14 protein-coding genes and 1 riboswitch are annotated in these 15,759 nt (G+C 29.4%); of the genes, 13 read left to right on the forward strand and 1 reads right to left on the reverse strand.

Translation table 11 applies throughout. From position 1 onward, the window contains the following. Positions 1-209 precede the first annotated feature (209 nt). The 8 genes from CLOBL_RS23445 to CLOBL_RS23480 all read left to right on the forward strand — a co-directional run bounded on the left by CLOBL_RS23445 (position 210) and on the right by CLOBL_RS23480 (position 9,742). Positions 210-1,697, forward strand: coding sequence for an altronate dehydratase family protein (locus CLOBL_RS23445; protein WP_077861230.1), 1,488 nt, complete (start codon positions 210-212; stop codon positions 1,695-1,697). 368 nt (positions 1,698-2,065) lie between these two features. Beyond that, on the forward strand, positions 2,066-2,914 hold the full coding sequence (locus CLOBL_RS23450; RefSeq protein ID WP_077861231.1) for a pyridoxamine kinase: 849 nt from the start codon (positions 2,066-2,068) through the stop codon (positions 2,912-2,914). 145 nt (positions 2,915-3,059) lie between these two features. Further along, a complete protein-coding gene (locus tag CLOBL_RS23455) occupies positions 3,060-3,815 on the forward strand; it encodes a DeoR/GlpR family DNA-binding transcription regulator (protein WP_077861232.1) in 756 nt (251 codons plus the stop codon). Further along, positions 3,808-4,710, forward strand: coding sequence for a 1-phosphofructokinase (pfkB, locus tag CLOBL_RS23460; RefSeq protein WP_077861233.1), 903 nt, complete (start codon positions 3,808-3,810; stop codon positions 4,708-4,710). Before CLOBL_RS23455 ends, pfkB begins: the two co-directional genes overlap by 8 nt. 242 nt (positions 4,711-4,952) lie before the next feature. Further along, the gene (locus tag CLOBL_RS23465; RefSeq protein ID WP_077861234.1) at positions 4,953-6,878 is read left to right on the forward strand and encodes a fructose-specific PTS transporter subunit EIIC; all 1,926 of its coding nucleotides are present in this window, start codon (positions 4,953-4,955) and stop codon (positions 6,876-6,878) included. A 254-nt stretch (positions 6,879-7,132) separates the two neighbouring features. Beyond that, a riboswitch (THF riboswitch) is annotated at positions 7,133-7,232 on the forward strand. Between the two features lie 150 nt (positions 7,233-7,382). Continuing rightward, positions 7,383-7,931 (forward strand): folate family ECF transporter S component, encoded by a 549-nt coding sequence (locus tag CLOBL_RS23470; protein WP_077861235.1) that lies wholly within the window; start codon positions 7,383-7,385, stop codon positions 7,929-7,931. 578 nt (positions 7,932-8,509) lie between these two features. Then, positions 8,510-9,148 carry a hypothetical protein gene (locus tag CLOBL_RS23475; protein ID WP_077861236.1) on the forward strand — a complete coding sequence of 213 codons (639 nt, stop codon included), beginning with the start codon at positions 8,510-8,512 and terminating at the stop codon, positions 9,146-9,148. Between the two features lie 45 nt (positions 9,149-9,193). Continuing rightward, entirely contained in the window at positions 9,194-9,742 is a 549-nt protein-coding gene (locus CLOBL_RS23480) for a hemerythrin domain-containing protein (protein WP_077861237.1), read from the forward strand. 108 nt (positions 9,743-9,850) lie between these two features. On the opposite strand, the gene CLOBL_RS23485 is transcribed toward CLOBL_RS23480, so the two are convergent. Further along, positions 9,851-10,246 (reverse strand): Rrf2 family transcriptional regulator, encoded by a 396-nt coding sequence (locus tag CLOBL_RS23485; protein WP_009170783.1) that lies wholly within the window; start codon positions 10,244-10,246, stop codon positions 9,851-9,853. 252 nt (positions 10,247-10,498) lie between these two features. On the opposite strand from CLOBL_RS23485, the gene sufC reads away from it, so the two are divergent. Genes sufC through sufU form a run of 5 tightly spaced genes read left to right on the forward strand, consistent with a single transcriptional unit; the run spans position 10,499 to position 15,438 of the window. Next, the gene (sufC, locus tag CLOBL_RS23490; protein ID WP_077861238.1) at positions 10,499-11,251 is read left to right on the forward strand and encodes a Fe-S cluster assembly ATPase SufC; all 753 of its coding nucleotides are present in this window, start codon (positions 10,499-10,501) and stop codon (positions 11,249-11,251) included. A gap of 14 nt (positions 11,252-11,265) precedes the next feature. Then, a complete protein-coding gene (sufB, locus tag CLOBL_RS23495; RefSeq protein ID WP_077861239.1) occupies positions 11,266-12,675 on the forward strand; it encodes a Fe-S cluster assembly protein SufB in 1,410 nt (469 codons plus the stop codon). Between the two features lie 9 nt (positions 12,676-12,684). Further along, positions 12,685-13,785, forward strand: a complete 1,101-nt coding sequence (gene sufD / locus CLOBL_RS23500) for a Fe-S cluster assembly protein SufD (protein ID WP_077861240.1) — start codon at positions 12,685-12,687, stop codon at positions 13,783-13,785. Next, positions 13,778-15,007 carry a cysteine desulfurase gene (locus CLOBL_RS23505; protein WP_077861241.1) on the forward strand — a complete coding sequence of 410 codons (1,230 nt, stop codon included), beginning with the start codon at positions 13,778-13,780 and terminating at the stop codon, positions 15,005-15,007. The genes sufD and CLOBL_RS23505 overlap by 8 nt, the downstream gene beginning before the upstream one ends. Before the next feature lie 5 nt (positions 15,008-15,012). Continuing rightward, entirely contained in the window at positions 15,013-15,438 is a 426-nt protein-coding gene (sufU, locus tag CLOBL_RS23510; protein ID WP_009170778.1) for a Fe-S cluster assembly sulfur transfer protein SufU, read from the forward strand. The last annotated feature ends 321 nt before the right edge of the window (positions 15,439-15,759 follow it).

Here is a 15,759-nt window from a genome sequence, read left to right on the forward strand (position 1 = left end):
GTTTAACCGACAAGGTTACTGAATACTTAGCAATAATTGAAAAAGCAGGTATGAAAGAAGCTGTTAAAGAAGTTCTTTAATATTCCAAACTAATAATTAAACTTTAAATTGATTTTCTATGTGATTTTGAATCTACTTTGAAATTGCATAGAAATTACAATAAATTTATTGTTAATTATAACAATTATGAATGGAAGTAGGGAATAGATATGAAAGAGTTTATAAAAATCAATGAAAAAGATAATGTAGTGGTTGCACTTACAGATTTAGCTAAGGGTAAAACTATAGAAGTAGATAATAAGAAAATTGAAATAAAAGAAGACGTTAAAAGAGGACATAAAATTGCTATAGTTGATATTAGAGCTGATGAAAATGTAATTAAGTATGGATATCCAATAGGTCATGCATTAAAGAATATTGGAGCTGGTGAATGGGTTCACACTCATAATATAAAAACAAATTTAAATGGAATAAAAGAATATACTTTTGAGCAGGATTTAGTGGAAATTCCAGCATCAGATAGAAAACTTACTTTTCAAGGTTATGAGAGAGAAAATGGAAATGTAGGAATCAGAAATGAACTTTGGGTTGTACCAACTGTTGGCTGTGTAAATGGTATTGGTGAAAGAATACTTGAAAAATTTAAGCAAGAAGTAAATCCTGTAGGCATTGATGGACTTGAAGTATTCAAGCATAATTATGGATGTTCTCAACTTGGAGATGATCACGTTAATACAAGAACTATGCTTGGAAATTTAGTTAAACATCCAAATGCAGGAGGAGTATTAGTTCTTGGACTTGGTTGTGAAAATAATACCATGAAAGAATTTATTGAATCTTTAGGAGATTACGATAAAAATAGAATTAAATTTTTAGTATCTCAAGAAGTTTCTGATGAAATAGAAGAAGGATCTAAAATATTAAAAGATCTTTATGAAAACATGAAGAATGATAAAAGAGTAGCTATTCCTTTATCAAAATTAAAAGTTGGTTTAAAATGTGGTGGTTCAGATGGCTTATCTGGAATAACTGCAAATCCGCTTGTAGGTAGTTTCTCAGATTTCTTAGTATCTCAAGGAGGAACTACAATTCTTACTGAAGTTCCTGAAATGTTTGGTGCAGAAACAATTTTAATGAATAGAGCTAAGAACAGTGAAGTTTTTGATAAAACTGTACATTTAATAAACGATTTTAAAGAATATTTTATGTCTTATAATCAACCTATATATGAAAATCCATCTCCAGGAAATAAAGCTGGTGGTATAACAACACTAGAGGATAAATCTCTTGGATGTACTCAAAAATCTGGTAATGCAACAGTTGTAGATGTACTTAAATATGGAGAAACACTAAAAGTAAATGGATTGAATTTATTAAGTGGACCGGGTAATGATTTAGTTGCAGCATCTGCCCTTGCAGCGGCAGGTTGTCATGTTGTATTATTTACAACAGGAAGAGGAACTCCATTTGGAACTTTTGTCCCAACTATAAAAATAGCTACTAATTCACCTTTATTTAAATTAAAACCACATTGGATGGACTTTAATGCTGGATGTTTAGTAGAAGATAAAAACTTAAATGATGTAACTGAAGAATTATTAAACTATATAATTGAAGTTTCGGGTGGAAAACTAGTAAATAATGAAATTAATAAGTTTAAAGAAATCTCAATCCTAAAGCAAGGTGTTACATTATAGTATAATATGTTGTAATTATCAATGTAGAAAGTACAATTGACAGTTAGAGTTAAAATCCTTACAGATTAATATTGAAATATATATTATAAAAGTTTTATAAGGTAAAATAGATAAAAAAGCAAGTAGAGCTAAAAAACTCTGCTTGCTTTTTATTTTAATTAAAATAAATCTTAAAATATATATTAGTGATTATTAGAATGAAGATTCTTTCTAAAAAACATAACTGTCTTTGGAATTATTTGATTGATTAAAGCAATAAGTTTATAATATTTTAGTAAGTAAAATGTATTTTAATAAATTTTATGAACGTATTTGAATGAATATGATTTATTTGAGCAAAGAAGCTAGATTATACAAGGAGGATATATATGAAGAAGCCAATAAAAAGAGTGGCGGCAATACATGATATGTGTGGTATTGGAAAAGCTGCTTTAACTAATATAATTCCTGTTTTATCTACTTTAGGAGTAGAAGTCTGTCCTATACCGACCATGATACTAACAACACATACAGGCGGTTTTGGGGTACCAGCTATAGTAAAATTAGAAGAATATATTGGTAAAGCCTTCAAGCATTATAGTGAGATAAATATGAATTTTCAAGGAATATTTATTGGTTATTTAGGCAGTATTGATAATGCAGATGAAACACTGAGTTTGTTAAAATCTATGAGAGAGGAAGATAGTTCGTTAATTATATTTGATCCGATTTTTGCAGACAACGGAAAATATTATAGTAATTTTAAAAACGACTATTCTAAAAAGCTAAAGGATTTAATAAAGTATTCAAAGATAATCACTCCTAATTTTACAGAAGCTTGTTTCTTATCAGGAGAAGAGATAATAAAGGATACTGTAAGTGAAGAAGAAGTTCTAATAATTTCAAGAAAGTTACATAAGTTAGGTTGTGAAAATGTTGTTATTACCAGTATTCCTGTAAAAGATAAGAATAAAATCGGGACTTCTATTTATAATGGAAAAGATGATTCAATTGAAGTATTAATTCGAGATAGATTTGAAAAATCTTATCCTGGAACTGGAGATATATTTGCAGCTGCATTAATTGGAATGATACTAAAGGGGATGGATCTAGGGAAAGCCGTAAAAAAATCATGCGAATTTGTAGAGCGATGTATAGAGGAAAGTAGTAATTATGATTATCCAACTAAAGAAGGAGTTCTGCTAGAAATGGTTTTAAAGGAATTAAGTGATTTATAATAATCAAAACAAATAATAAAAATTCAAAAAAAATCATAAAATATTGTGTCGAACAATAAAAATGAAAAGTTTTGAATTATTTTGAAAGAAAATGATTGATTTTTAAAAAGAGATGAGTTATTATGATTATAGAGGAGCGATGACAATGTTTACAGAGGAAAGGTTTAATATCATTCTTCAAGAATTAAAAATAAAAGGAATAGTATCCGTAACAGATTTAGTTAAATTACTGGATGCATCAGAATCTACAATTAGAAGAGATTTGAATACTCTTGATGGAGAAGGTCTTTTGAAAAAAATTCATGGTGGTGCAATAGCAATTGGAGAAAGTACATCTAAGCACGACTATAAGGTTAATATAAGACAATCTTTAAATGTAGATGAAAAATATGAAATAGCTAAATACGCTGCTTCTCTAATCGAAGAAGGTGATATGATTTACTTAGATGCAGGTACAACTACAGAGTTGATTATTGATTTTATTGAAGCTAGTGACTTAACGGTTGTAACAAATGGAATTGTTCATGCCAAAAAACTTTTAGAAAGAGGCTATAGAACTTTCATTGTAGGTGGAGAAGTGAAGGCTCTTACTGAAGCAATTGTTGGAAGTAGCGTAGTTGAAGATTTGAAGAAATATAATTTTTCAAAAGGTTTCTTTGGCGTAAATGGTGTAAGTAACTTGAGTGGGTATACAACACCAGATGTAAATGAAGCGATGGTTAAAGCTCAGGCAATGAAATTATGCAAGGAATCATTTGTTTTAGCAGATGAATCTAAATTAGAAAAGGTTAGCTTTATAACTTTTGGAGCAATAAAAGACTCAACACTTATTACAACTAAAATAAGTGATAATAGCATTAATTATGATACTAAAGTGATAGAGGTGATGAAGATTGATTAACACAATAACTCTTAATCCTTCTTTAGATTACATTGTTAAGGTCGATTCATTTAAGGTTGATTTTTTAAATAGAACTGAAGAAGAAAAAATTTATGCAGGCGGCAAAGGAATAAATGTATCTATAGTTCTTAAAAATCTAGGAATTGAAAATACAGCCCTTGGATATATTGCAGGATTCACTGGTGATGAGATATTAAGAAAAATCAAAAGTCATGGTGTAAATTGTGATTTTATAAAATTAAGAAATGGTTTTTCTAGAATTAACGTAAAACTCAAAAGTGATGGTGAAACGGAAATAAATGGTTCTGGTCCGCAAATTACTAAGCAAGATTTAGAAGCATTATATGATAAACTTTCAAGTTTAAGTAAAGGTGATTATTTAATATTATCAGGAAGTATACCTAATAGCGTTCCTGATGATATTTATGAAGACATCATGAGCAGTTTATTAGATAAAGAAGTCGAATTTATAGTTGATGCAACTAAGGATTTATTGTTAAATGTATTGAAATATAGGCCATTTTTAATTAAACCAAACCATCATGAGCTTGCTGAGATGTTTAATGTGGAATTAAAAAATGATGAAGATATAATCAAATACGGCAAGAAGCTTCAAGAGATGGGAGCAAAAAATGTTCTTATATCAATGGCAGGAGATGGAGCAATTCTCTTACCCGAAACTGGGGAGCCTATGAAAAAAGCTGTACCAAAGGGAAAATTAAAAAATTCAGTTGGAGCAGGAGATTCAATGGTAGCAGGTTTCTTATGTGGATATTTAAAAACTGAAGATATTTACGAAGCTTTTAAAATGGGAATTGCAACAGGAAGTGCAAGTGCATTTTCAGAAGAACTTGCAACAAAAGAAGAGGTATATTCCTTATTAAAACAAATATAAAATCTTTATGCTTATATGATTTTTAATTTAATATATGTTGTAATAACGATTCTAATATTTATTTAATCAGTACTAATTGATAAATTATAAAATTAAATATGAACTTGATTACTACATATATTAATTTCAATCATATATTATACTTAATTTCATTTAGCATAGATATATGATTATTACCCAAAAATTGTTTATTGGCTGATTTTATATCAAATTATATTTATATTATCAAAGGAGGACTAATAATGAGAATCATAGACTTATTACAAAAACAAGGAATAGATTTAGATTTTAATCCTAGTACAAAAGAGCAATGTATTAATGAATTAGTTGATTTAATGGATAAAACAGGGAATTTAAATAACAAGGAAGAATATAAAAAAGCCATATTAGCAAGAGAAGAATTGAGTACAACAGGTATCGGTGATGGAATTGCTATTCCACATGGAAAAACAAAAGCTGTAAAGAAGGCAGCACTTGCTGCAGCAATCTGTAAAAAAGGTATTGATTATGATTCTTTAGACGGCCAGCCTGCAAACCTTTTCTTTATGATTGCAGTGCCAGATAATAATGATAATTTACACTTAGAAGTTTTAGCAAGGCTGTCTACAATATTGATGGATGAAGCATTTAGAAATAATTTAATAAATTGTTCAGATAAAGATGAATTCCTTAAATTAATAGATAAAAAGGAAATCGAGAAGTTTCCGAATGAAGTGAAAGGAGAGAATAATATGAGTAGCAATGGGTACAGAGTTTTAGCAGTAACTGCTTGTCCGACAGGAATCGCACATACTTACATGGCTGCAGAGAGCTTAGAAACTAAGGCAAAAGAATTAGGCGTTTCTATAAAAGTTGAGACAAATGGTTCTGGAGGAGCTAAAAACGTTTTAACTAAAGAAGAAATTGCAAATGCAGAATGCATAATTATTGCAGCAGATAAAAATGTTGAAATGGCTAGATTTAATGGTAAGAAAGTCATTAATACTACAGTTGCCAATGGAATCCATAAAGCCAAAGATTTAATACAAGAAGCAACCAGTGGAAATGCGCCAGTATATCATCATGATGGAAAAGGTGATGAAGGAAACATGGATATTGGAAATGAATCTGTAGGGCGCCAAATTTACAAACATCTTATGAATGGTGTATCACATATGTTACCATTCGTTATAGGCGGAGGTATACTTATAGCACTTGCATTCCTTTTTGACACATGGAATCCTGCAAATCCTGGTGCCTTTGGTACAGGTACACCACTTGCAGCTGTATTAAAGAATATTGGGGGAACTGCATTTGGATTTATGCTACCTGTTCTTGCTGGATTTATAGCGATGAGTATTGCAGATAGACCAGGCCTTGCTGTAGGTTTTGTTGGTGGAGCTTTAGCAAATGCAGGAGTCACTTTTGCAAGTGCATTTGATCCAAAGGTACCAGCTGTAAGCTCAGGTTTCTTAGGTGCATTACTTGCAGGTTTTATTGCAGGATATTTAGTTCTTGGTTTAAAGAAATTATTTGCAAATTTACCTCGTAGCTTAGAAGGTATAAAACCAGTATTGTTATATCCATTACTTGGAATATTCTTAGTTGGTGTAATAATTCTATTCATCAACCCAGTTATGGGAGTTATAAATACAGCAATTAGTAATGGACTTAATTCAATGAACGGAACAAGTAAGATCCTTTTAGGAATTGTATTAGGCGGAATGATGTCTGTTGATATGGGAGGCCCAGTTAATAAAGCAGCTTATCTTTTTGGTACAGCATCTCTTGCTAGTGGAAATTTTGATATAATGGCTGCTGTTATGGCTGGTGGTATGGTTCCACCACTTGTAATTGCATTATGTACTACATTCTTTAGAAGTAAATTTACTGAAAAAGATAGACAGGCAGGACTTGTAAACTATATAATGGGACTTTCGTTTATTTCTGAAGGAGCAATACCATTTGCAGCAGCAGACCCAATAAGAGTATTACCATCTTGTATAATTGGCTCAGCAGTTGCAGGTGCACTTTCAATGGCATTTGGATGTGCATTAAGAGCACCTCATGGTGGAATATTTGTTATTGCAATTGTAACTAATCCAATAGCTTATCTTGGAGCTATACTTGCTGGATCTGTAGTTGGTGCAATAATATTAGGTTTCTTAAAGAAACCAGTACAAGAATAATTTATAAAAATTAATCAATAATAAAAATAGCTATCCTTGAATGATACAATTATTTAAGGATAGTTATTCTATTTTGAAGCATAATGTTATTTTTTATTGAAAATAATGAAGCAAATTAATTAAATGTGAATGATAAACTAATCAAATTAAGAGTGAAATACTAGATGCTTGTCATTATGGAATTTTATATTTAATAATAAAATATTGACGTAAATATATTGATGTACTAATATTATATTACAATAGAATTATTTTACAGAGTAGATATTTGTGCGTTAAGTGTTAAGAGGACGGGAAGTTGTCTCTTGAACGAAAAATTTTTAATTTGCGGTACAGATGTCGCATTCCGCTGTTATTTAAAGGAGTTTCTCTCTTTTATTTCAGCAAACGGTAAAAAAACAACTTGCTTTAGTAATAAAGTTTACTCTAGTATAGCTGAAATAAAATTAACAATTCTTATTTAAATTTTAGATAAGAGAATTGTTAAGGAAGGGAGGTTTTTTTATGAAAAATTTTTGTGAAAGCTTTTTATGTTCATCAAAGGAATTAAAGAGTGTAAGAAATTTAGTCACTGTAGCCATGTTAACGACTATAGGAATAGTAATTAATCTTTTTACAATTCCAATTACGCCAGTCATGCGTATAAGTTTAGGATTTTTAGCAACATCAATGATTGGGATGCTATTTGGACCAATTGTTGCTGGAATGTGTGGTGGAATGAGTGATATTATTAATTATTTAATAATTCCTAATGGTCCGTACTTTCCTGGATTCACTATATCTGGAATACTTGCAGGAATTTTATATGGAATTATACTATACAATAAAAAGATAACTTTAGCTAGATGTATAATAGCTATTATAATTGAAACAGTAGCAATAGATATATTCTTGAATACATTTTGGTTATCAATATTATATGGAAAAGGATTTACTGCGCTTATTCCTTTAAGAGCTTTTAAAGATATTATAATGATTCCGATTAAGGTTTTTATTATGTATTTTCTATTAAGGCTAGCTGTATTACATCAAAAAAATTATAGGCAGCAGTAAGTTAGCGTTCAGAATTTATAGGTTAAAAGCACAGGAATTTGGCGATATAATGAAAATTAATATGCATATAAAAATAAAAAGTGGTAAATTAAGCATGGAAAAAATAGAATAAGATATCTTTTTTAGAATTATTTTTTCTTATTGGCTAATTTGTGATAAAATATATTTGTAAAAATTGATTTGACCTCAATTTTTATTTTAAATCCCATTAAGTGCAGTCATTAATAATGGCTGCATTTTTTGATGAAATATTTAATTAATTTTTAACAGATGCTAAAAAGTTATGAATGTATAGATAATACTTTGCTTGGTTATTATAGTAATTTCTATAATTGTTTCTAAAAAAATATCTTTTATCGTATCAAATGTTACATAAAAAGAATTATATATATAGTATTATAGATTTAAGAAATAAACATAATGTAAAAAAATTATATGACGTCAATAAAAACGATAAAAAGTTTTGTGATATTTACATATATTTTATAATAATATATTAATGTAAATCACATAATAAAAATATGTAAAATGGCTTAAATACAATATTTTAATATATTTTATACAATGGAGGTACTACTATGAGTCTATTTTTAGGAAAGATACATTATTGGCTGTTTAACAAAATTTTATGGTTTGAAAAATTAGAGCAAGAAATTATTAAACTTGCTGAAACTGAAGGTTTAAATGTAGAAGAATTACGCAAAGAAATTAATGGAAAGTATGGCGATCCAACTCCTAACCTTCCACTAGAAGAAATGATAGATACAAGCAACATTCATGGCTGGCTTCAAGGGAAAATCCATTCTGCTGAAGGAAGAATGGCAGCTTGGACAACAAAAGTTCTAAATAATAATAAGGAAGCTACTGCAAAGTTTGAAGATATTTATTTAAAGCAGGGAATTAAAGCAGCACAAGAAGTTAAAGAAAAAGGAATGGAGCTTGTTAACGCGCCAGAGATATTTAACAGTATTAACGACTATATTCTAGATGGAATGCCATGTGATACAGTTAATGAAGTTATACGTTCAGAAGAAGATATAGTTGAGTGGAAAAGAATGCTTTGTGTTCATAGTGATATATGGAATGAAGAAGAAGGCGATGTTAATTACTTTTATAAGTTAAGAAGTATATGGATTAAAGCATTTGTAAAGGAAGTAAATTCTAATTTTGAATATATTGAAGAAGCTGATGATATTAAGATAATTAAAAGAAAATAATATATAGTATATAAAAAGCAACTTTAAGGATAGGAGGAGAAATATATGGATGCAATAGCTTTAATGATGGAAGAACACAAGTATATAAAGCAAATGCTGGTTGTAGTTAGAAAAGCATGCTTTAAAGTATTTAAAGGTGATAAAATAGATTATGACGATTTTTATGACATAATAAACTTTATCAGAAATTATGCAGATTCTCATCACCATAAGAAAGAAGAAGTAATGCTTTTTAATAAAATGGTGGATGAAATAGGTGAAACTGCTGAAAAAATAGTCAAGTATGGAATGCTTGTGGAACATGATCTTGGAAGATTATATATAGGAAATCTTGAAGAAGCTTTAAAAAATGTACAAAGTGGAAATGAGGAAGCTGTTTTAGATGTAATTTCAAATGCAATTTCTTATACTCATTTGTTGGAAAGACATATTGAAAAAGAAGATAATGTTATATATAAATTCGCTAAACGTGAATTGAAAAATGAAATATTAGAGTGTATTAACAATGAATGTCTTGATTTTGAGGAAAAGAATACAGCTATAAAATATGAAAATATATTAATATTAGAAAAGTTAGAACATAAATATAAATGATAAAACAAAGGTGTTATAGCAATGAAAGCCATAGCACCTTTATTTTACTTGAAACAAATTTAAGTAAATCATAATCATACTGGACAATTCCTTTGAAATACTAAAGAATTAGAGAATGTCTTGTAAGGTGTGTTCACCTACCTCACCAATAAAAGAATTTATTGCAGAGTTTAAAATAGATTTTAATTTGCATTTTGAATCAGGGGTGCAAGTATGTTTTGCACTAGAAAAACATTCCGATATATTTAAACTATCTTCAGTTATAACTAAAATTTTACCTAGATTAATATCTTTGGGATCCATGCCAAGTTTAAGACCACCATTTCTTCCTTTGGTGGATATCACATATTCTGTTTTACCTAATCTATGAACAATTTTTTTTAAGTGGTGCTCCGATATTTCAAGATTACATGCTAATTCTTCAACCGTACACAATCTATCTTGATTTTTAGCTAGATAGATTAAAATTCTAAAACCATAATCTGAAAATTTAGATAAGTTCATATTTCCACATCCTTTCTGCATATTTATTATAACCTATTCTATAGAAAAAGAAAATTAAATAAAAATTAAAAGTGCATTTATATTGCACATTAAAAAAACCTGTGCTAATATTAAGATATAATTTTAAAGTGTATTTTGAATGCACTTTAAAATTATACATATTAAAGAAATTTGTAAATATAAAATAAAACTCATAATAATTTTTTAGAGGTTTTTAGAAAGTAAATATAGTGATAGAAAAGGGGAACAGTCATGAAAAAAAATCTATTAAAAGTGTGTGATTTAAGAATAGAAGCAGATGACAAAGAAATATTAAAAGGACTAAATCTTGAAATTAATAAAGGTGAAATCCATGTGATAATGGGACCTAATGGAGCTGGGAAATCAACCCTTGCAAATGGTTTAATGAATAATCCAAGGTACAAGAGGCTAAGTGGAGACATAGAATTTGAAGGTGAAAATATTAATGATTTAAAAACAGATGAAAGAGCTAAAAAGGGATTATTTTTATCTTTTCAATATCCTGAAGAGATTCCAGGAATAACCGTAGAAAATTTTTTGAAGTATGCAAAAAGAGCATCTGATGGAAATGTATTAAAACATTTTAAATTTGATTTAGATCTAAAGAAGAATATGAAAGAGTTAAAGATGGATGAAAGCTACGCAGGTAGATATTTAAATGTAGGTTTTTCTGGTGGTGAGAAGAAGAAAAATGAAATACTACAAATGCTTACTTTGAATCCTAAATTAGCCATATTAGATGAATCTGACTCAGGATTAGATGTTGATGCAATAAGGATTGTTTCAAAGGGAATAAAGATGTTCTCTAGTGAGAATAATGGAGTCTTAATCATAACTCACAACACAAAAATTTTAGAAAATTTAGAACCAAATTTTGTTCACGTGTTAGTTGATGGAAGAATAGTTAAAACTGGAGATGGCAGTTTAGCTAAGGAAATTGAAGAAAAAGGATATGAATCTTTTAAAGAAAGTCTAGCAATATAAGGTGGTGAAGTTGCATGGAGAATAAGAAAAAAAATCTTATAGATGAAATGGACAGAGGAATATATGATATTAAAAACGAAGATAGTTTCAGTTTTAAATCAAAAAAAGGTTTAACCAAGGAAATAATAGAAACTATTTCAGAAGAAAAAAAAGAAGCACAATGGATGAAGGATTTTAGATTAAAATCTTTAGAAGTATATAATAAATCGGAAATGCCAACCTGGGGACCAGAATTAGATGTTTTAGACATGGACAATATTGTAACATATGTTCGTCCTAAAAGTAACTTAGTTGGTTCTTGGAATGAAGTGCCTGAAGACATAAAAAAGACCTTTGATCTCTTAGGAATTCCAGAAGCAGAAAAAAAATCTCTTGCAGGAGTTGGTGCTCAATATGACTCAGAAGTAGTTTATCACAGTATAAAAGAGGAATTAGTTAAACAAGGCGTTATTTATACTGATATGGAAACTGCTCTAAAGGAACATGAAGATATAGTTAAAGAGTATTTTATGAAATGTGTTACACCAAATGATCATAAATTTGTTGCTCTTCATGGAGCTGTCTGGTCTGGTGGTTCCTTTGTATATGTTCCTAAAGGTGTTAATGTAGATATACCACTTCAATCATATTTCAGGTTAAATTCACCTGGTGCTGGGCAATTTGAACATACTTTGATAATAGTCGACGAAGGAGCAAAGCTTCATTTTATTGAAGGATGTTCAGCTCCAAAATACAGCGTGACCAATTTACATGCAGGCTGCGTTGAACTTTATGTTAAAGAAGGAGCAACTCTTAGATACAGTACTATAGAGAATTGGTCAAAGAATATGCTTAATTTAAATACTAAAAGAGCAATTGTTGAAAAAAATGGAACTATCGAATGGGTATCAGGTTCCTTTGGATCACAAATATCCATGTTATATCCAATGAGCATTTTAAAAGGTGAAGGTGCTAGAGCAGAATTTACTGGAGTGTCCTTTGCAGGAAAAGGGCAAAATTTAGATACAGGAGCTAAAGTAATACATGCAGCACCAAACACTTTCTCTACAATAAACTCAAAGTCAATTTCTAGAAATGGTGGAAAGGCTACTTATAGAGGAGTATTAAAGGTAAATGACAATGCTTACAATTCAAAGTCTATGGTTTCCTGTGAATCTTTAATGCTGGACAATAAATCAAAATCTGATACTATTCCAGTTATAGATTTATTAAATGACGAAGTTGAGATAGGACATGAAGCTAAGATTGGTAAGATAAGTGATGAGGCTATTTTTTATTTGATGACTAGAGGAATAAGTGAAAATGAAGCTAAATCAATGATAGTTAGAGGTTTTGTAGAACCGATATCTAAGGAATTGCCATTAGAATACGCAGTGGAGATGAATAATTTAATCAATATAGAATTAGAAGGAAACATAGGGTAGGTGAGATTAATGAAGGCTGTACAATTAGATAATTTAAATAAGACTCCAGTAAGGACAAAAAAGTGGCTTAACATTAATGATATAAGCCTTGGGAAATTAAATATTAATGAAATTAAAAAATTTGATAATGTAAAAATAACAAGTTCAAATGATGGAGTATGTATTCAAAAATTAGAGAATAACAAGATACTTCCTTTATATAAAGAGTTTATATATGGCGCTAATGAAGAATTAATAAAACAAGCCAAAGAAGAATTCAATGCTGGATATTTAATAACTATAGAAAAGAATGCAAATGTTAGTGAGCCAATAATTATAGAATTTAATTTTGATAAAGCTAACGCAACATTAATTGATAATTTAATTGTTGTAGGAGAAGAAAATTCAAAGGCATCAATTATTATAAAATACAAATCACTAGATGCTTCAAAAGGATATCATAACGGTATATGTACAATATATTCAAAGAAAAATAGTCAGGTAAACTTAACTAAGATTAACTTATTAAATGATGATATAGTTCATATTGATTCAAATGCATCTGAAGGTAAAGAGGACGGTAAAGTTAATTTTATATCTGTAGATCTTGGAGGAGAATATAGCATTTATAACTATCATGGTGATTTGTTGGGAGAAAAATCCTCTTCTAATATAAAAGCTATATATCTAGGTAATGGAAATAAAATTATAGATATCAATTATGTTATTACTCATAGAGGAATAGGTAGTAAATCAAATATAGATGTTAAAGGTGCACTTCAAGGTGAAGCTAAGAAAGCTTTTAAAGGTACAATAGACTTTAAACAAGGTGCAGCAAAGAGTGTTGGAGCTGAAGATGAATATTGCATGCTGCTTTCTAAAGATGCCAGAGCTAAAGCAATGCCGATATTATTATGTGAAGAAGATGATGTTTCAGGAGAACATTCAGCATCATCAGGAAAAATAGATGAGAATAAATTATTTTACTTGATGTCTAGAGGATTAAGTTATGATGAAGCAAAGATTGTGATTGTTAGAGCTGCTTTTAATCCAATTATAGATGAGATTGGTGATAGTAATATTATAGAAGAAATCTTAGATACAGTAGACAGGAGATTGAAAAATGAATAATGTAAATTTTTTAGATGATTTTCCTGTTTTGAAAGCAGGTGAAGATGGAAAAAGATTAATTTATTTAGATAGCGGAGCGACAACTCAGAAGCCAGTGCAAGTCTTGGAAGCTATTGAAAATTATTACAGAACAAATAACGCTAATCCTCACAGAGGTGCGTATAAGCTTAGCATAGATGCAACTAAAGCTTATGATGATGCGAGGGAAAAAGTTAGAAACTTTATAGATGCTGAATTTTCAAAAGAAATTGTATTTACCAAAAACGCAACAGAAGGTTTTAATCTTCTTGCTGCATCTTATGGTATGGAAAATGTTAATGAAGGTGATGAAATTGTAATTTCAATTTTGGAACATCATTCAAACCTTATTCCATGGCAGATAGTAGCAAAAGCAAAAAAAGCTGAATTAAAATATATGTATATAAATGAAGATGGAGAAATTCCAGAAGAAGAAATAAAAAATAAAATAACAGAAAAGACTAAATTAGTCAGCATAACTCATGTTTCTAACGCTCTTGGTACAATAAACGATGTTAAGAAAATCATAGATTATGCTCATTCTAAAGGTGCTAAAGTAATAGTTGATGGCTCTCAAAGTGTGCCTCACATGAAGGTTAGTGTAAGAGAATTAGATGCGGACTTTTTAGTGTTTTCGGGGCATAAACTTTTATCTCCAATGGGAATAGGTGTAGTATATGGTAAAAAGGAATTATTAGAAAATATGCCTCCTTATATAGTAGGTGGAGATATGATTGAATATGTTTATGAACAAAGTGCTACTTTTGCAGAATTACCTTCGAAATTTGAAGGAGGAACTCAAAATGTAGAAGGAGCTGTAGGTCTTGGAGCAGCTATTGATTACTTAGAAAAAATAGGCATGAATAAAATTCATGAAATAGAAAAAGAACTTTTAAAATATGCTACTTTGGAATTATCAAAATTATCTTATGTAAAAATATATGGACCAAAGAATATAGATCATATGGGCGGATTAATTTCATTTGAAATAGAAGGTGTTCATCCTCATGATGTTGCTTCAGTTTTTGATACCTTTGGAGTTGCTATAAGATCAGGAAATCATTGTGCTCAGCCTTTAATGAGATATATGGGAATTAATGCAACCTGCAGAGCAAGTTTTTACTTTTATAATACTAAAGAAGATGTAGATAGATTAATTGAAGCAACTAAGAAGACGTATGAAATGTTTTTAAAATGGAGGTAATTAGTATGGATTTAGATTCAATATATACAGAATTAATTATGGAACACAGCACATCTAAACACAATAAGAGAAATTTAGAAAATCCAGATATTAAAGAAAAGGGTCATAATCCAAGCTGTGGAGATGAAATAACCTTAGAGTTAAAATTAAATGACGATATAATTGAAGATTTAGCTTTTACAGGACAGGGATGTGCAATATCTCAGGCCTCAACTTCAATAATGATAGATTTAATAAAAGGTAAAAGTATAAAAGAAGCTTTAGAACTTACTGAAACCTTTATTGGTATGATTAAAAGAGAAATTAAAGATGATGAAGAATTATATGCTTTAGAAGATGCAATGGCTTTTAAGAATATATCAAATATGCCTGCAAGGGTTAAATGTGCAGTTTTAGCATGGCATACCTTAAAAGAAGCTTTAGAAAAATAATATTAATAATAAGCATTAAAGAGTAATTTAAATTTATGTTATTATAAACGAAAAAGAAGATACTATATTATTTTAGTTTTTATGAAAATAATATAGTATCTTCTTTTTTTATTTTTAAAAATATTCTCTTGAGGCTTTTCTAAGAGAAGTTATTATCATGTTTTGTTTTATACATGAATAACTCGGATTTACTTAGCAAATAATAAAAAAATCAAGAATAAGGCACAATCAAATAAATAACAAGTCCATTTGCCGGCCTATTTTCCATCATAGCAGAAGCTCGACTCGCATACGCTCGCTGAGTAAGCGATTCACACAAAA

The organism is Clostridium sp. BL-8, from assembly GCF_002006495.1.
Lineage (GTDB): Bacteria > Bacillota > Clostridia > Clostridiales > Clostridiaceae > Clostridium.